The sequence below is a fragment of the Tolypothrix tenuis PCC 7101 genome, from assembly GCF_963874875.1.
Classification (GTDB): domain Bacteria; phylum Cyanobacteriota; class Cyanobacteriia; order Cyanobacteriales; family Nostocaceae; genus Aulosira; species Aulosira tenue.
Genome location: NZ_CAWNJS010000001.1, coordinates 2,092,627 through 2,111,558 on the forward strand (window position 1 = coordinate 2,092,627; position 18,932 = coordinate 2,111,558).

General features: G+C 41.1%; 13 protein-coding genes. 7 read left to right on the forward strand and 6 right to left on the reverse strand.

Annotated elements, in window-relative coordinates; genetic code table 11:
- Positions 1–139: 139 nt before the first annotated feature.
- Positions 140–1,369 (forward strand): DUF4336 domain-containing protein, encoded by a 1,230-nt coding sequence (locus tag AACU25_RS08645; RefSeq protein ID WP_096574781.1) that lies wholly within the window; start codon positions 140–142, stop codon positions 1,367–1,369.
- A gap of 142 nt (positions 1,370–1,511) precedes the next feature.
- On the opposite strand, the gene AACU25_RS08650 is transcribed toward AACU25_RS08645, so the two are convergent.
- Together AACU25_RS08650 and AACU25_RS08655 are read right to left on the reverse strand one after the other, a co-directional pair.
- Entirely contained in the window at positions 1,512–2,024 is a 513-nt protein-coding gene (locus tag AACU25_RS08650) for a GNAT family N-acetyltransferase (protein WP_096574783.1), read from the reverse strand.
- Between the two features lie 45 nt (positions 2,025–2,069).
- Complete coding sequence (locus AACU25_RS08655) at positions 2,070–2,624, reverse strand: pyridoxamine 5'-phosphate oxidase family protein (protein ID WP_096574784.1); 555 nt, start codon at positions 2,622–2,624, stop codon at positions 2,070–2,072.
- A 113-nt stretch (positions 2,625–2,737) separates the two neighbouring features.
- Between AACU25_RS08655 and AACU25_RS08660 the strand changes: the two genes are divergently transcribed.
- Complete coding sequence (locus AACU25_RS08660) at positions 2,738–3,664, forward strand: 1-aminocyclopropane-1-carboxylate deaminase/D-cysteine desulfhydrase (protein WP_321206801.1); 927 nt, start codon at positions 2,738–2,740, stop codon at positions 3,662–3,664.
- Positions 3,665–3,851: 187 nt separating this feature from the next.
- On the opposite strand, the gene AACU25_RS08665 is transcribed toward AACU25_RS08660, so the two are convergent.
- The gene (locus AACU25_RS08665) at positions 3,852–5,954 is read right to left on the reverse strand and encodes a DUF1565 domain-containing protein (protein ID WP_096574785.1); all 2,103 of its coding nucleotides are present in this window, start codon (positions 5,952–5,954) and stop codon (positions 3,852–3,854) included.
- Between the two features lie 202 nt (positions 5,955–6,156).
- Here AACU25_RS08665 and AACU25_RS08670 point away from each other — a divergent pair, with 202 nt between their 5' ends.
- Positions 6,157–6,429, forward strand: a complete 273-nt coding sequence (locus tag AACU25_RS08670; protein WP_096574786.1) for a hypothetical protein — start codon at positions 6,157–6,159, stop codon at positions 6,427–6,429.
- Here the strand turns inward: AACU25_RS08670 and AACU25_RS08675 are convergent.
- On the reverse strand, positions 6,407–7,489 hold the full coding sequence (locus AACU25_RS08675) for a glycosyltransferase family 4 protein (protein ID WP_096574787.1): 1,083 nt from the start codon (positions 7,487–7,489) through the stop codon (positions 6,407–6,409). The genes AACU25_RS08670 and AACU25_RS08675 overlap by 23 nt on opposite strands.
- Positions 7,490–8,161: 672 nt before the next feature.
- On the opposite strand from AACU25_RS08675, the gene AACU25_RS08680 reads away from it, so the two are divergent.
- Entirely contained in the window at positions 8,162–8,887 is a 726-nt protein-coding gene (locus tag AACU25_RS08680; protein WP_096574788.1) for an ABC transporter permease subunit, read from the forward strand.
- Positions 8,888–8,984: 97 nt separating this feature from the next.
- Here AACU25_RS08680 and AACU25_RS08685 read toward each other — a convergent pair whose 3' ends face one another.
- Positions 8,985–11,918 carry an EAL domain-containing protein gene (locus tag AACU25_RS08685; RefSeq protein WP_190445878.1) on the reverse strand — a complete coding sequence of 978 codons (2,934 nt, stop codon included), beginning with the start codon at positions 11,916–11,918 and terminating at the stop codon, positions 8,985–8,987.
- 1,189 nt (positions 11,919–13,107) lie between these two features.
- Here AACU25_RS08685 and AACU25_RS08690 point away from each other — a divergent pair.
- Positions 13,108–14,943, forward strand: coding sequence for a bifunctional serine/threonine-protein kinase/formylglycine-generating enzyme family protein (locus AACU25_RS08690; RefSeq protein WP_190445879.1), 1,836 nt, complete (start codon positions 13,108–13,110; stop codon positions 14,941–14,943).
- A gap of 323 nt (positions 14,944–15,266) precedes the next feature.
- On the opposite strand, the gene AACU25_RS08695 is transcribed toward AACU25_RS08690, so the two are convergent.
- The gene (locus AACU25_RS08695) at positions 15,267–15,881 is read right to left on the reverse strand and encodes a hypothetical protein (protein ID WP_096574790.1); all 615 of its coding nucleotides are present in this window, start codon (positions 15,879–15,881) and stop codon (positions 15,267–15,269) included.
- A gap of 754 nt (positions 15,882–16,635) precedes the next feature.
- On the opposite strand from AACU25_RS08695, the gene AACU25_RS08700 reads away from it, so the two are divergent.
- Both AACU25_RS08700 and AACU25_RS08705 read left to right on the forward strand, forming a co-directional pair.
- Entirely contained in the window at positions 16,636–17,541 is a 906-nt protein-coding gene (locus tag AACU25_RS08700) for a peptidoglycan-binding domain-containing protein (RefSeq protein ID WP_096574791.1), read from the forward strand.
- A 233-nt stretch (positions 17,542–17,774) separates the two neighbouring features.
- Positions 17,775–18,677, forward strand: a complete 903-nt coding sequence (locus tag AACU25_RS08705; RefSeq protein WP_096574792.1) for an ABC transporter ATP-binding protein — start codon at positions 17,775–17,777, stop codon at positions 18,675–18,677.
- Positions 18,678–18,932: the final 255 nt, after the last annotated feature.

Here is an 18,932-nt window from a genome sequence, read left to right on the forward strand (position 1 = left end):
ATCGCCTCTGTGCAACCCTCGACCCTTGATCCTTAAAACAAGAATTTTGATGAAAACTATGTAATGGGGACAACAATTTGCTAAACTCCAACATCTGGAAGGCAAATAAAGCATTGGCAATTCAGGGGAGGGTCGCAAAGTGGCTCATGATGAACGTGCTGGAAGCGCAGAACTAATTCATCCGCAGGACTTTTCGTGGTTTTTCTGGTTTACTTTGCCACTCTACCCATACGGGGAACGGCGAACCATTCGTAAAGAAGTAATCAAAGATACAATCTGGACTTTTGACCAAATGCAGGGCATTTTCTATGTGGTTGTGCCCATTCGCATGACTGTTGTGAAGCTAGAAGCTGGGGGTCTGTTGGTATACGCTCCGGTTGCGCCAACTCCAGAGTGTATCCGATTACTCAATGAGTTGGTGGCAGAACATGGTGATATTAAGTATATTATTTTGCCAACTATCTCAGGATTAGAACATAAGGTTTTCGTCGGCCCCTTTGCCAGATTCTTTCCGCAAGCACAGGTTTTTGTTGCTCCTAGCCAGTGGAGTTTTCCCTTAAATCTGCCACTCAGTTGGCTGGGTTTACCCCGCAAACGCACTCAAATCCTTCCCGCAGACAGCAAAAATACACCTTTTGCTGAAGAGTTTGACTATGCAATACTTGGCCCCATAGAATTAGGCCCCGGTAGGTTTGCAGAAGTAGCATTTTTCCACAAGCGATCGCACAGTTTATTAGTCACAGATGCAGTAATATCTGTTCCAGAAGAACCACCTGCGATCGTGCAATTAGACTCATATCCCTTGCTGTTCCATGCTAAAGATAATGCAGGTGACATAGTTGCAGATAATCAAGCAAACCGCCGTAAGGGATGGCAACGAATTTCGCTATTTGCATTGTATTTTCGCCCCAGCGTGTTAGATATCCCTGGATTAGGTGAAGTATTGCGCGATGCTACCAAAGCCCCAGAACGTTCTAAAAAAGCATATTTCGGCTTATATCCATTCCAATGGCAAGCTAATTGGCAACGTTCATTTGATGCCCTCAGAGGCAATGGACGTTTATTTGTCGCGCCAATTTTACAGACTCTCATTCTCAACCGCGCACCCCAAGAAACTATTGACTGGGCTGATAAAGTAGCAAGTTGGAATTTTGAATGGATTATTCCTTGCCATTTTGATGCCCCAATTAAAGCGCAACCGCATCAATTTCGCCAAGCATTCTCATTCTTAGAAAAGCAGCCAATAAATTCAGGTTTATTGAACAGTAACAGTTATCCCTTACCACCAGATGATTTTAAAACTCTTCAAGAAATTGACGAGAGTTTAAATAAATTTGGCATTGTACCGCCAGCGAAGGATAAGGTTTAGGGGCGGGGATAGGGGGGATGAGGGAGATGAGGGAGATGAGGGAGATGAGGGAGAAATAAAAAATATCAATTACCAATTACCAATTACCAATTACCAATTACCCATTACCCATTACCCATTACCCATTACCAAACTCTTAATTTTATTTATTAAAATCAATTTTCATAATGAAAGAAGTCCCACCTACGCGGTTGATTATTTCAGTACCTTCTACTACTTGCCAGCCCAATCTTTGATATAAATTTAAAGCGGGATTTGAGCTTCTAATGCTGAGTGATATTGATGGATAATAGGCTGGTGCGATCGCTAATAAATGATGAAGTAATTGCGTACCTATGCCATGATTTCTATATTCGGGGAGAACCGCGATCGCAAGTTCGGGAGTTTGGTCATTAACATACCCATATCCCTGATTTTCCTCTGTCAATAACCGCAACCATGCAGCGCCTACTGGTTGATAGCTGGGTAACAAGCTAGCAACATAACCCGTATCTTTTTCATAATCCCAATTTTTCACATATTTTGCTAACTCTGGATGATTCATCAAATCTTCCATTGTTAAATTGCCTTCTTCTGATAAATGCGCTGCTTCATACAGCATCCGCCACAAAAAAGGCTCATCTTCTGGAGTAATTGGGCTAATTACATAATCCATCTTCAAATCCTGTGAACGCACAATTTATCTATTACCCCCTGTGGCTTAAGGTAAATTGCTCAGTGGAGTAGGTAAACCATCAATACTGGTAAGATTTTTCTGCTGTTGATATTCTTGAACTCCTTGTTCGCCTTTTTTAATTGCCCAATTAACTAAAGTATCGCGCTGTCCTTGATATTCATAAAGTGGTACACCAAAGCCACAAGAAGTTTGCACCCGTTCAATATCAGCAATGATGATTTGACGAATTCCAGGTAAGGCAGGAAATAGAGGCGCAAAAGCATCCCACTCTGGAGAACCTGGTACAATTACATACCCTTGCCCATACAAGCGCAAAATTTTTGGAGGTTCTTGAAAAGCGCAAAACAGAAAAGTAATTCGCCCATTTTCTTGTAGATGGGCTGAGGTTTCGTTACCGCTACCAGTCAAATCTAAATACCCTACACGGTTAGGCGAAAGAATACGGAAACTCTCTAGCCCTTTGGGGGACAAGTTAATGTGTCCTGTAGGACTCAAAGGCGCACTACCTACAAAAAACAGATGTTGGGTAGCAATAAATTCTTGTAATTCTTCAGTGATACAGTCAAATAGTTTAGCCATAAAATTTTATTTGGGTTTGGTAATTGGTAATGGGTAATTGGTAATAGGTAATTGGTAATGGGTAATTGGTTTTATATTTGTCTACCTCATCCCCTTCATTCATCGTGGAAGAAATCTTTTCATTCGCACAACCTCCTACCATACAACCGATTGACAGTGTAATTGCTCGACAAGCTGGTGTTGATTTGTCTGTGCTACGCCTTGATGTAATGCATCCATCGGTGAATGGTAATAAGTGGTTTAAGTTGAAGTACAACCTATTGGAGGCTAGACAGAAAAATTTTACGACGTTGCTGACCTTTGGTGGAGCTTATTCTAATCACATCTATGCTACTGCGGCGGCGGGAAATCTTTTTGGTTTTCGCACTATTGGGGTGATTCGGGGGGAAGAGCATTTACCCTTGAACCCTACACTGAGTTTTGCAGTTCAGCAAGGTATGCAAATTATCTACATTGACCGTCATAAATACCGACAGCGATATACAGCAGAATTGCAAGCAGAATTAAAAGAACGCTTTGGTGAAGTGTTTATTATTCCCGAAGGTGGCGGGAATTTGAACGGTGTGCGGGGGTGTATTGAGATATTATCGGGAGATGAGGAATTTTGGAAGCGACAATTTGATACTGTATGTGTGGCTTGTGGTACGGGCAGTACTTTGGCGGGAATTGTACTGTCACTGCAACCAGGACAACGCGTTATTGGGTTTCCTGCGCTGAAAAATGGGGAATTTCTGGCTGGGGAAATAGAGAGTTTCCTCAAAAATTATCGCGCCTCTGGTGTACCTACAACCAAAAACGCGATCGCATCCTGGGAACTAATATGTAATTACCACATGGGTGGCTATGCCAAGGTGAACGATGAGTTATTACTATTTGCCCAGCAGTTCACCCAAGAACACAGCATACCTCTTGATTATGTCTACACCGCCAAAATGTTTTATGGCGTAATGGATTTACTCAAGCAAGGATTTTTCCCCCCAAGTACGCGTTTATTGTTAATCCACACTGGTGGGTTACAAGGTAATTTGGGGAGGGAATAGGGATTGGGGACTGGGGATTGGGGATTGGGAAAAGGCAGGGGGCAGGGGGCAGGGAGACAAGGGGCAAATTCCCATTACCCATTACCCATTACCCATTACCCATTACCCATTACCCATTACCAATTACCAATTACCAATTACCAATTACCAATTACCCAATGCCCAATGCCCAATGCCCCATGCCCCATTAATTCAACACCTCAATAATCGCCCTCAACCCATTGCTATTGAGTGTTTTTATCATGGTGTCGGCGTTATAGCGATTGCTAAATACTCCGGCTTGCATGAGGTTGCGTCCTTGGGAGACTGTGAAAAAGGCAGTCGGGACGAGGGATTGTACAAATTCCATATCCTTTTGAGTTGCTACTTCCACTAGTACGCGGTAACGTGCGCCCATCGGGATACCATTACTCTGTAATGGGGTGTTACTCATGGGACTGACACCCGCAGGTAATGGGCTGTTATTTGTGGGAGCAACAGTATTTGGTAATGGACTGTTATCCATTTGCGGAACAGCGTTAGGCAATGGGGTATTCATGGGAGCCACAGGATTGGGCAATGGATTACCCATTGGAGCCACAGTATTAGGTAATTGATTGTTATAGTTTACGGCTGGACTACCCTGTGGTACTGGCACTTTCCGCATATTGCGAGTATTGCCTATAGGAATATTGGAATTAGGTACAGGCAAAAGATTTGATGGTGCTGGGGGCTTTTTAGCTCTGGTATTTCTAGGTGTGGCTGGCTGGGCTTGGGGATCAAATGGAGATTGAGGTGCGGTAAACTCGATCGCACTCGGATTAATCTGCACATAGTTTAACTGTGGTGTATCAGCAGAAGTTGCTGGTGCAGGGGGTACACTTGCTCTTTGGGTAGCGGCTGTACCTGCCAAGCTGCTAGGAACAGGAAAGCCGGGAACAGGTGAGGGAGTTGTTGCTGTTGTTGCTGGTTGTGGATTCGGCTTAGGAACGAGGCGAGATGTATTAGCTGGTAGCAGAGGTAATAGTTGAGGATTCAATTTGCCAACTCTCATGTTATTGGCAGAATTGCTGTTGGGAGCAGTTGGTACGGTTACCTCGTTGGGAGTATCTGCGGCACCAGGAGCCGAGAAGGTGATTTCGCCATTGGTAGGTGCAATTTCCGGCCCGCCTTCAGCAGTTGGCACATTTCGAGCTACTAATGTTCTGGGAGCTTGTAAATCTACTTTACCTGCAACACGACTGTTGGTAAGAGTATTACCAAAAGCAGCTATTACTTGTTTTGCAGCACTGGCGTTAATGTCGTAGCGAGCATTGTTGCGGAATTGATTACCACCAGCTTCGGCATCAGTGCCTAAATCTGGCATTGCTTGAGCGATCGCTACTATACCATCCTCTTTATTGCCCTCGATAATGTTATTCCGCAAAATGGGGTGGGCGTTAGCTTGGATGATGATCCCGGCTCTATTATTCTGAATTTGATTATTTACAATTGTCGGCGCGGCATTTTGGGCGATATTAATCCCAAAGCCTGTTTGTTGAAAAGTATTTTCCTTGACTTGAGCTTGGGAACTGCCCGCAATGGTGATCCCATTGGCACCATTACCGTCAAAGTTATTCTGGCTAATAGTTGGTGCAGCATTGCCAGTCACAAATACCCCATCTTGGGTATTACCTGTAAATGTATTCTGTGAAATTACGGGGTTACTAGATTCAATCCACAATCCATAACCACGACGGTTAGGGTTGGTTATTGTTACGCCACTTAAATTGACTTGGCTACTCGCAATTATACTGATATTTTGACTACCTAAAATTTTGCTGAGGTATTCACCACCTCCCTGAATAATCACACCTCTACCTTGATTGTTCGCATCCCCTTGAATGGAAATACCTGGACGCAAAATCAAGGGAAATGCTTCTCCTGTTTCTGTGCTGTAAGTACCTGCGGAGAGCATAATCACGGTATTGGCAGAAGCTTTCTGCAATGCTTGGGTAATGGTTTTTAAAGGAGCGCTTTCCGTACCATTGCCCTCTTGGTCATTTCCGCTACTAGGATTGACATACATTACATTCGCCTGTGAAGTTGCTGTGTCAGTCACAGGTGGGACTTGAGCAATAACGCTGCTCAGGCTTGTTCCTAACAAAGTGATACAAGCTACTCCAATCCCAACGCTAAAACATAATATAGATGAACGAAAAACTTTAAACAGTCCCAGTCCTACTAAAGAAGATGGTTGATCAACCTTTGCAACCTGTGCTGCTGGTAGAATATGTGACTTACGATATCTAGAAAATAATATAGAAGACATTAACTTTAGCGCACTCCTGTGAGTTTACAAGAAATTTTTATACTCTGATTTGCTGGTATGGCGATAATGTTACTCAACATATTGACCAATTGCCTATTGGGAATACACAGTAAATCAGTTAAAAGACTGGTTTTTCCCAACAGGCATATAAAGTATTCATAAACCCTAGTAAATCATCAAAGATCCTAAAAAGAGTGCCTATATGGCAGATATTGCTGATGCGATCGCAGCGCTAATTTTTGATGAAAGACTGTTAGATATCAGTATATTCAACAATTGGGTATTGGGAATGGGGCATTGGGCATTGGGCATGGGGAAATACCAATACCAAAAAAATAAACACCGACGGAACGGTGTCCATCGGTGTTTATGGGTGATTAGAGTTAATGAATCAGGATTTTTCGCAGATTTTTATCAAAATTGCCTAAAAAAGGTGAACCTTAATGATTCACCTAGCGGCTGCTGCCTAAACTAACTGTGCTACGTAAATGACCATTCTGAGCAAATCGCTTTTGCAGAATTTGCCGATAAACTTCTTCATAACTATCAGTCATTTTTTGGAGGCTAAAGCGGTTTTCTACGTGCTGACGGCAAGCGTAGCGGTCTAAGTCTGCGACTTTATTAATGGCTTTGACGAATTCTTCGGTATTTTCGCATAGGAAGCCAGTTTTGCCGTGGTCAATGATTTCGACTGTAGATCCTAGTTTCATGGCAATCACTGGTGTACCAGCGGCCATCGATTCTACCATGACTAATCCAAATGGTTCTCGCCAGGTAATGGGGAATAAAGTAGCTACTGCACCTCCCATAAGAGCATTTTTTTGCTCGTGGTTAGCTTCACCTAAATACTCAATTTGTTTGCCGTCAATGAGGGGTTTGATTTCTTTTTCGTAATATTCTACATCAACGACATCTACTTTCCCGGCGATTTTTAAATGCCAACCTGCTTGTTTAGCAACTGCGATCGCAATATGTGTACCTTTCTCTGGAGATATGCGTCCTAAAAATGCTAAATAAGGGGGATCGCTGGGTTGGGGATGGAATTGATAACTGCTAACATCAATGCCGTTGTAGGCTGTGGCGACATAATTCAACCCTAATCTTTGCTCCCTTTGAGAATTGGAAATACTGATATAAGGTTGCTTTTTGGCATATTGGAACATCTTTTCATTGTCACAGGTAAAGACACCATGCAAGGTGTGAACTGTGGGGGTCTTTACAAGATTTGCATAGGGCAATGCGGCACAACCCATGTGGGAATGAATAATATCAAACTCTTCTGCCCTGTCATAAACTGTACCCAATTGCAACATCTCATAGATGCCATATTCTTTCACATCAGGGTCAAGTCTGAGGGCACGGGGGTGAACAGAAACTAGTTTTGCCAAACTGATAGAATCTCCGGAGGCAAATAGTGTGACTTCATGTCCGCGTCGCACCAGTTCATCAGTCAGCAACCCCACTACCAATTCAATACCCCCATAAGCTGGAGGTGGTACTCTCTCCCATAGCGGGGCTATCTGAGCAATTCGCATCACAAACCTCCTAAAAAATTAGTCTTGGCTGAAAGATTTTAGCTTTGTATCCTTTGGGTTTAAAGAGTGCTACCAAGCATTGAAAACTCTTATAGAATCTCTGCTTTTAAGCCAAGCAAATGATTAACTACTTTAGAATCTTAGAGGTGAATTTATAGCTTTTCGTCTACCTAAGTAGGGAAATTATCTTATCCTGAAGTGGTAAAATTCATGCTTTTGAAATACGCTTTTATGACTTTTGTGATGTGGGAAAAGGAAAAGGGGAAATGGGTAAAGGGTAAATTTCCGCATTTTATCTTTATTGTTTACCACTTCACCGCAGCATATTGTATCCCAATCTTTACATGGGGTTTTCCTATAAAATATTGCTAAAATAGATTAATTCAGCCTCAGAAAATGATGCCTGTATAAGATTTTCAACTCTTTGCCCTTGTTAGCTTTTTTTAGGTAAATAAATCTAATATTTAAATTAGTTGTATTTATCACTCTTTATGACTTTAGATGTCATCAAGATAGGGCATGATTCATTACATTGACTATCAACGTTACACAATATATAATTATCAGCTACTAAATTATTCAAAAAACTAGCTTAACGTGAATATTTCTCCCTCATCCAAAAAACCGCGTGTCTCATGGCAGGCGGTTTTATCAGTAATCATGTTTATGTTTATGTACCTACCTATACTGGTACTAGCATTCTATAGTTTTAATAGGTCGCCTTACAGTGCAACTTGGCAAGGATTTACCCTTGATTGGTATCGTCAACTATTCAGCGATGAACGGATTGTTTCGGCTTTGCAGAACAGTTTGATAGTTGCTTTCTGTGCAGTGGCTATTTCCGCCGTGTTGGGAACCTTGATGGCGGTAGGTTTAGCGCGTTATCGGTTTCCTTTGAAGAATGTCTATCGCGGTATGGCTTATTTACCATTGATTATTCCCGATATTGCGATCGCAGTGGCTACTCTAGTGTTTTTAGCAGCGTTTGCGGTTCCTTTGAGTTTGTGGACAATTATCGCGGCTCACGTGGTTTTTTGCCTAGCTTATGTGGGGTTGGTGGTGTCTTCGCGATTAACGCATTTAAATCCCCATTTAGAAGAAGCAGCTTTAGATTTGGGAGCAACACCATTTCAAGCTTTTATGCAAGTATTATTACCACAGTTAATGCCGGGAATCATTGCTGGCTCTTTGTTGGCTTTCGTCCTCAGTTTAGATGATTTTCTGATTGCAAGTTTTACAGCTGGTAGTGGTTCTAATACTTTACCAATGGAAATTTTTAGTCGCATTAGAACTGGGGTAAAACCTGATATTAATGCTCTCAGCGTGATTTTAATTTTAGTCTCGGGACTTGTTGCTTTTATAGCGGAATTAATTCGCTCTTATGGTGAGGAAAATTAAAGTAATGGGTAATGGGTAATGGGTAATTGGTAATTGGTAATTGGTAACAGGAACTTTTCCCCCTGCTCCCTGCCCCCTGCCCCCTGCCTCTTACCTCCTAACACCATTGAGGATTAGCTGCAATTAATGCTGAGGCGTTCGAGCTATCCAATGGTTGCGAGAAAAAGTATCCTTGAACAGATTCACAGTGTAAATTTCTTAAAATTGCTAGTTGTTCTTGTGTCTCGACACCTTCTGCGATCGCACTCATCCCGAGTTTATTTGCTAGGGCTACTATAATCTCGATAATATCGAGATTGCGCTTATTTGTAGTCATGGGATTAACAAAGGAACGGTCTATCTTTAACATACTAATGGGAAAGCTATAAAGACGACCTAAAGAAGAGTAACCGGTACCAAAATCATCAATTAAAATTTCAATTCCCAATGCTCTGAGTTTTGAGAGTATCGCAACTGCTTCATCACCATTTTTTATAATTACACTTTCGGTAATTTCCAGCACTAAATTACGAGGATTAAGATTTGTTGATTGTAAAATATTGCGAATCTGACAAATTAAATTTGGCTGGCAAAATTGTTTAGCTGAGAGATTAACGCTCATTTTTTCTAATGAGTGATGAGGATAGGCTTGCAGCCAAGCTTGCATTTGGCGACAAGCTTCAGTAAGCGCCCAGTAGCCAAGCTCAACAATTAGTCCAGTTTCTTCCGCTAAGGGAATAAAATCGACAGGATTAACTAAACCACGTTCGGGATGCTGCCAGCGCATTAGTGCTTCAAAGCCGATGATTCTACAGTTAGTCAGGGAAATAATTGGTTGGTAATAAAGTTGAAATTCCTGATTTTCAATGGCGCGGCGTAAATTAGCTTCTAACTGCAATCTCGTTAGCGCCGTAGCATACATCTCGGGATGAAATAGGGCATAGCGTGATTTACCTAAAGCCTTGGCTTGGTACATGGCTGTGTCTGCATCCCTGAGTAGCTGTTCTGGTTGCTCGTAGTTGAGTGTGGAACTTAAAGCAATACCGATACTGGCGCTGGTAAACACTTCTTGTCCATCAAGATTCAAAGGCGATCGCAATTCTTGCTGAATTCGTTCTGCGACTTTAATTGCATCTGCAACATCTTGAATTTCTTCTAACAAAATAGTAAATTCATCTCCCCCCAGCCTTGCAGCCATATCTGTAGCGCGGATACAGGCTTCGAGAATGCGAGCGATATAAATGAGAAATTGATCGCCTTTAAGATGTCCCAGACTATCATTAATAATCTTAAATCTGTCTAAGTCGAGAAATAATACCGCAAATAAATAATCTTGATGGCGTTTAGCTTTTTGCAGCGAGTGCTTTAACTGTTCCATAAATAAAGCTCGGTTTGGTAAATCTGTCAGCCCATCGTAAAAAGCATGACGCAGCAATTGTGATTCTGCTTGCTTGCGCTGTGTGACATCAAAAGCTGTACTAATTACCAAACTTCTACCGTCGGGTAGGTATCCCAGTGGAGCAGTATAAAAATCCCAGATGCGGTTTTCACCTGTACTAGTTGTAATCGAGTACTCTCCTTGAGCAGTGCGTTCTGTTAATTGATATGAACGAGCGATCGCATCTTGCATTTGTTCTTGACGAGTACCATAGGCTTTTTCTGCCCAATCTGCGATCGTGGGAATTTCTTGTGGGCAATACCCGGTAATTTCTGTCCAAGCACGGTTAATTTGGAGAATTTCCCCATCTTCAGCGTGCAGAATAATCGGCAAAGGTGCATCGAGAATCGCCCGCCGGAAACGTTCTTCACTCTCCCGTAAAGCTTCTTCGGCTTGCTTGCGGTTGGTGATATCCGAGCGAATGGCAATGTACTGATATGGCTTGCTTCTATCATCTAAAAACGGCACGATGGTAGTTGCCACCCAGTAGTATGTACCATCCTTTGCCTTGTTTTTAATTTCTCCTTGCCAAACATCTCCTTGGGAAATGGTTAGCCACATCTGCCTAAAAAAGGTTTTTGGGTGATAACTAGAATTGATAATTCGATGGGTTTGCCCAATTAATTCTGCTCGGGAATATCCAGAAAGCTCACAGAATTTATTGTTAACTTCAGTGATGATGCCTCTAGCATCTGTAATTGCCACAATAGAAGACTGATCCAAAGCAAACTTCATATCTGCCAGTTCGCGGAAGGATTGTTGCAAGGCTGCTTCTGTTCGCAATCGCTCGGCAATTTCTCCCTCTAGAACTTGGTTTGCCTGAGATAATTCTGCTGTGCGTTGCTCTACTCTCAGCTCTAATTCCGCATAAGCAGTTCTCAATGCTGCTTCGGCTTGTTGGCGTTTAATATCTAAGCGAGATAAACTTTTGGCACAATACCAAACTAAGCCCGTAAAGACGACTACATTGCCAATTACGTGCAAGCTCAAGCCAAAAGCTAAATCGAACAACCCGACTTTTTCGCCAAACACCCACAGCCAACCTAAGATAAAGGGAATAGCGATCGCAGCTGGGAGGAGAACTCTTGCAGTCATTCCGCCCGCACTATGACTAATTACCAGACTCATCAAACCATCAGTAGGAGACGCAAATAACGTACCTAGTGAGAGTAGGAAAAAACTAATGGCTGTATGAATGGCTGTGTGGGTAAAGGATGACAACCCAAATAAAGGTTTAACTCCGTAAATATAACCAATTAAAACCTGTAGAGATGTCAGGCTAGTAACTAGTGCTAATACTTGCACCTTTCGGTAATGCATATTGCTGCGAGCAGCCAGCCATAAAGCAGAACCAATTAAGCTAAAGTTTAAGGCTGACACAGGTGACATTCGTCCAGGGCTAGAGGTGTGGATTGCTCCTACTTTGTCTGAAAACAACAATTGATCGATGCCTAAATTCCAGCCAAATAAATGTTGACTCAGAGTGAGTAACCCTAAAAGTGCGATCGCCACACCCAAAGCCTGAGCTACTCGCAGCTTTAATTTTCTGCTTGAGTGTAAAAGATTTAACGCCAACCCAGATAAGACAAAACCTAAAGCAGTATTAGGTTTCATGGCTACCCACTGTGGCAATATGCTTTTCAAAATTTGAATATCAAAAGACCAGCCTATTACTACAGCACAACCCACTAAGATTATGCATATACTTATAATCTTAGAAGCGATTTTTAGCGTACTAATAAGATGCCGTTCTAACGGAGCTTCGAGCATAAATATAAATAGTTTTCTATAGAAAAGATAGAAATGTCAATCTTCCATCTTCATGCACCTCTAGGTATATATATAATCTGGATTATTTATAAATTTAGACAATCATAAAAAGGATATTAAGGCATCTATATTAAGAGAGAAATTAGTCAACATAAATGTGATTTGCTATAGCCCTAGCAGAAATTTTCAAGCCTGATATTGACAGGTATTTTCACAAATCAAAACAAAAAATTGCCAAACATTTAAATAAACAGTAAATATCAATACATTCTTTTATATGCTTCTGTGTGTTTTAGCGGCAAGCAAGTATGATGTTACTCTGGTAATTAGTTATTAATAATACTATAAGGCTCAGTTAAAACCATAAACTATTGTAGAATCCGTACTTGCCAAACTCTACATTTCTATAATGTTCCACCATGCTTTTTACTAAAAACGAATATGGTGAATTAGCCAGATCAGTAGGGTGTGTTACTTAGAGACAGCGATATTTAGATCCCCGACTTTTTGAAAAAGTCGGGGATCTGGGCAGCAACTTTGTGGAAATAAACCAAACTGTATTAAGAAAAATAAAAATACTTGAAATCCTTACCAATTACTAAGGACAAAGGACAAATGGCCAAGGACAGATGACAGCCTCAGCTAGTTATCTTTAATTTCGCCGACCTACTTATTGCAATATCTTATACTCATCCGGAAAAATGCGGCATTTGATATTAATAAACAAACTGCTAATAATGCCAATCATGCCAAGCATAAGAGAGATAGCGTTAAGAGCAATTCCATATAATTGTCAGGTATTTTTCCTTACTATTATCCTGCCCTTGACATATTTAAGAAATTTAGATTATTATTCTTTCGGTAATAATAAATAATTGCTCTTACTTATACTCATATTTAAAAAGTTACAAACAGAAACTCACAAATAAATATAATGGCTATCTTTGTAGGTATTATTTATTTGTCTAAAAATCTGTTTCGCTTTCGATAATATTGGGGCTAACTTTGGACAAGATGCTACCTACCCTACATTATGCAAATCTGCCAAAATCCCAATTGCTCAAATCCGTTCAATGCCTACGGCAATAGATTTTGTTTGAGCTGCGGACAAAGTAATTTTGGTCAACTCCTGAGAAACCGCTATCGCGTACTACGTCTATTAGGTGAAGGTGGTTTCAGTAGAACTTACGCCGCAGAGGATGCAGATAGACTAGATGCACCATGCGTAATTAAACAATTTTTCCCGCAAGTTCAAGGCACGGGACAGCGCTTAAAAGCGGCGGAATTTTTTAAGGAAGAAGCATTTCGCCTCTATGAATTAGGTGAAAATCATACACAAATTCCGAGATTGCTAGCCTACTTTGAACAAGGTTCTAGCTTATATCTCGTACAAGAATTTATTCAAGGTAGAACGCTGTTAGAAGAAGTTCAACAAGAACCTTTTAGCGAAAGTAAAATTCGGCAACTTTTAGCTGATATCTTGCCAGTTTTGGACTTCGTTCACGCCCATAATGTTATTCATCGTGATATTAAACCAGAAAATATTATTCGCCGCTACAGTGATGGCAAACCAGTATTAATTGATTTTGGTGGCGCAAAACAGGTAACACAAACTAGTTTAGCCAGACAAGCGACAGTAATTTATACACTTGGTTATGCTCCCGCCGAACAAATGGCTGGATTTGCTTGTCATGCTAGCGATTTATATGCTTTGGGCGTAACTTGCGTGCGGCTTTTAACTCAATGTTTGCCCTTACAAACTGATGATGGACAAGTTCAAGACAGCCTTTATGATGCCATGAACGCTCAGTGGTTATGGGCAGAAAAGCTGAAAAAAAATGGTATTACCATCAGCGACAGCTTAAGTCAAATTTTGGATAAATTGCTGCAACATTTACCCAAAGATAGATATCAAACAGCCGCAGAAGTTATTAATGATTTGAAGTCTACAACCACATCTAACTTAGAAGCGGAAATTATTGCCATTTCTCAAAAGTTGTTCTTACCTTTTGCATCAATTACCAAATCACAAAAAGTTGTAGTCCCACTCCCTCCATTACAAAGTTTTGAATTTGATGTAATTACAGTAGACACAGCAGGTAGAGAAGTCAACCGCGATCGCATTCACTCTGAATACTTTGCGGAAGAATTGAGTAAAGCGATCGCACTGGAAATGGTCTCAATTCCTGGTGGTACATTTATGATGGGTTCGCCAGATTTTGAAGGCGATGCAGATGAACGTCCCCAACGCCTAGTTACAGTAGCACCCTTTTTTATGGGTAAATATCCTGTAACTCAAGCACAATGGAAGGCTGTTGCTGCTTTACCAAAAATCAAGCAACCTTTAAATCCCAACCCATCGAAAAACAAAGGCCCTAATTTACCAGTAGAAAATGTCACCTGGTATGAAGCTGTAGAATTTTGTCTTAGGCTAGCACAAAAAACTGGACGTGATTATCGTTTACCCAGCGAAGCCGAATGGGAATATGCTTGTCGCGCTGGAACGAAGACATCTTATCACTTTGGCGAAACTGTCACGCCTGAGTTTGTCAGCTGTAGCAGTGGTGATACGAGATACCGTAAAGAAACCACAAATGTTGGTAGCTTTGAAGTCGCCAACGCCTTTGGATTATATGATATGCATGGTTTAGTTTGGGAATGGTGTGCCGATCCCTGGCACAACAATTATCAAGGCGCACCCACAGATGCAAGTGTTTGGGAAGATGGCGGCGATCCGCATCGCCGGGTATTGCGCGGTGGTTCCTGGAGTTTCGGTGCAGAACTTTGTCGCAGCGCCAGTCGCAGCTGGGATGAGTCAGATGGTGGCTTAAGGAGTTGCGGCTTTCGTGTAGTTTTTTCTGCTGAATGAATAAGCGCTGAAAATTAGGTTTTTAAATCGCATTTATAACTTTTGCGACTAGCAAACTAACTTTTGCGACTCGCAAACTAACTTTTGCAACTCAAAAACTAACTCTTGCGACTAGCAAACTAACTTTTGCGACTTGCAAACTAACTTTTGCAACTCAAAAACTAACTTTTGCGACTAGCAAACTAACTTTTGCAACTCAAAAACTAACTTTTGCAACTCAAAAACTAACTTTTGCGACTTGCAACCATTGTTAAAACAAAAACTCCCCTTAGTGCAAGCGAGAGTTTATCTAATATAAAAATTAAAATTAGTCTCCACTGTCCTCACATTAACGAGATTTGCAGATTTTCTACTTTCAGCAAAATTTTGAGCAAAGCAGCCACACCAATTTGCTCGGAAACCGCATCATCATCCCATTCTCCATCACCTGTATATTTACCTTGGCTATAAAGATTAGTAGCTGACCATAAATAAGGATTGAGAACCTCTGGATGGTAAAGCCGATAGCCAAACCCATTGTATTTCTCAATTTGCCAAAGCTGTGCTGCCAAGCTCCAATCTTTTACTTGATTGAATTCATGAAGTACCAAGGCATCAATTGCACTTTCTTCCCAAGTATATCCAACTCCCCAGCCATTGATTGGTGCAGCAATTGGCCTACCCGCAGGTTCATTATATGTACGCTTTTTCAGCGAGTCACCGTTGTGCAGATGTCTGGTGAACTTCAGGGATGATTCCATATTGTGGATAACAGCAATGAAATACCAAGGTACATTCAGCTTGCGCTGCAAAGCTTCATAGCGCCCGCGATTTGAGCGGATAATTGCAACTGTATCTTGAGTAAGGGTCAATTTCTCTGGTTTGATTTCGCAGCGATTCCACAGGTTCTGATATTCTGCTTTTAAATCGCGAAGACGAAGTGATGTATTGGTTGTCATTTCTCTAAACACTCAGCGATCGCACTGGATTTTTTTGTGCCACAAAGGTAACTTATTTTCTTCTTGTTTACATTTATTGATACAAAAAATTAAGTTTTTTTTATCAAAATCAGGTATGGAATAATACTAAAATGCTTTTGCGTGTGTAATTGTAAATTTATTTATACAGAGATGAGATACCTTGACACTGAGGATACAAGGGTAAATAACTATATATAGGATTCACATTTGATTTTTGAAGTTTATGTAGGATGCGTTAGCAGCGAGAGTACGGCATCAGCGCCAAAGCTGAGATTTTTGCAAAAATCAAATCGAATTCCTGTAGAAGTGCTATGTGATTTTTAAACAAGGCTGAGTAAAAATTTCTCGCTTCCTTTCTGTTTCCTATCGCTTCCGCTTCCACGCAAGTAAATTCAAGAATCAAACCATATTCCTTTTAAACCAGCAGTCAATGCAACTTTAAGAACTGAAAAAACACTTAGATGACAGCAGCTGAAAATGGCTATAGCTTTGTAGCGATAATTTAATTTACATTACGTGTCTACGGAAATATTTTACTAAATAACTTCCTTCACTTACACTATATAAGTGCTTTTTAAGCAGCAAATATGTACTTAAATATATACTCGTATCGTATATGAATAAGTAGCAATTTTGACAAAAGTTGTATCTTAGGTTAGCTTCTCAAACAGAATCAACACACACAAGCATTTTTGGACTTAGCTAGCAAGTAGATAATAGAGGCAATTACCAGATGAAACTACAAGATTTCTTAGGGAAACAAGAGAAATGGAACTTTGAGGCCATTGGCCAAGATATAGAATTAAGCCGTCAGATTCAAGTTTTACTCATTGGTTTAGGTTTGTTAGATCCGCCAGCAGATGGTAAATTTGGGCCAGTTTCCGCAACAGCACTAAAAACATTCCAGGAATTAACTAAGTCTGGAGAAAATGATTATTTAGGCGCAGTTACCGCCAAGAATTTAATTGAAACGAAATCCGAAGACTTACCACAACCGCCCCTAAAACTCAGCAGTAGCATTGCCAGCAGAATTGTCAAATACTTGCAATTAAAAAATTATCAGATATTCACAGGAGCCAGACAATATAACATTGTTTATATAGAGGGCATGAATGAAGATTGGACTCTCAATGATGATGCACCCAATCAATTTAACGACCGACGCATTGTCATTGAAATAGTAGAGGGTGTACCCAAAATTGTGAACCACTGGCAAGCAACCACAGAACCAGGTAGCTATTATACTTACAATCCTATGAATCCTGGCGGTGCGGCTAGAATTAAATTTGGGCAATACAAAGCTTGGGCTGTGGGATACCACGGTAATGCAGACCGCCACGAAGCTTTAATCCAAGTTGCACCGATTACTGTGTGTCGAGATTTTAACAAAGATTTTCAACGCACTGGTGACAAACTTGATACTGGTCTTTTCCAAGTTAATCAGCACTGGGGTTATGATGCACCAGTTAATGATATCAAGAATGCCAGCGCAGGTTGTTTAGTCGGACGTAGACGCGAAGGACATCGCGAATTTATGGCGATTGTTAAACAAGACCGCCGCTATTTAGCTAATAATGACTACGTGTTCTACACTACAGTTATTCCTGGGGATGATTTACTAAAAACTGTCCCTGGATAAGGTTTTGGATCTCTATTTTGCTGTAATATAGCTACTTCACAATCTCAAATCCATGCCCACTCGTACCCAGTTAATCTGGTGACAGTGGGCATAGTTTATTGGGATACCATTCTCTTGTCCTCGGAGCAATGACCGAAAACAATAAGGATATAAGCCCCTAATTCCGTTATGGGTGTCTTTAATTTTGAATTTTGAATTTTGAATTTTGAATTTTGAATTCGGAGCGAAGCGACGTGACTGCTGCTGTTTCCCTAGAAAACGTCTACAAATTTTACGATAAACGCCCTGTTGTTAATGACCTGTCTTTCACAATTGAGACGGGAGAAATATTTGCGCTCCTCGGCCCCAACGGTGCAGGTAAATCTACTACAATTCGGATGCTAACTACACTCACAAAACCATCCGAAGGACGGCTGGAGGTAGGTGGTTATGATGTAATTAATCAATCAATGCTGGCTAAAAAGTCTATTGGTGTAGTTTTACAGCAAGTTAGCGTTGATGGCGATTTAACAGTATGGGAAAACATGGAACTGCATGGGAGACTACATCACATTCCCAACCCGCAGCGTAAGCAAAAAATTAATCAATGGTTGGAGTATGTCGAACTAGCAGATAGACGTAATGATTTGGTAAAAACCCTGTCTGGCGGGATGAAGCGACGCTTACAAATAGCGAGAGCCTTATTACATCAACCACAAATTTTATTTTTAGACGAACCAACAGTAGGACTAGATCCCCAAACAAGGCGCAGACTGTGGGAAATTATTCGCGATTTGAATAAGCAGGGGATGACAATACTATTGACAACTCATTACATGGATGAGGTGGAATATTTGTGTGATGCTTTTGGTTCAGCCAAGCCAGGACGCATTGGCATTATGGATAGTGGTAAGTTAATTTCTTTAGGAACTCTGCAAGAATTACGCTCTACTTATGGCGAGGGTTTGGTGATGAAGCAGGTAGGTGTTAATCAGGTAGAGGGTGATACTGCAAATAGTTGGGAATATCTATTTTTCCCTACCTTAGCAGCAGCCAACGATTATCTAGAACAACAGCAAAATAAAACTGGAATGATGGTGCGTCCTTCTAATTTAGAAGATATTTTTGTGGAACTAACGGGACGTAGGCTGGATTAATGGCTTTTGAGGGAAGGGGTAAAGGGGAAGATACTTGTAGGGGCACGGCACCGATCATTGGTGTAAACTTAACGTGAAACCCTCATCAGGACTTGATTTTGCTTCAAATCGCCTACCATCAAGATCCGCGTTACCCCACCCCAGTTTTGTCTAAAGCCAAAACTTCCCCTCCCCTTGGCAAGGGGAGGGGATTAAGGGGTGGGGTGAAAGGCTTGTGGGATAAGCATTTGAACTTAAGTTGATACCTATGGGCAC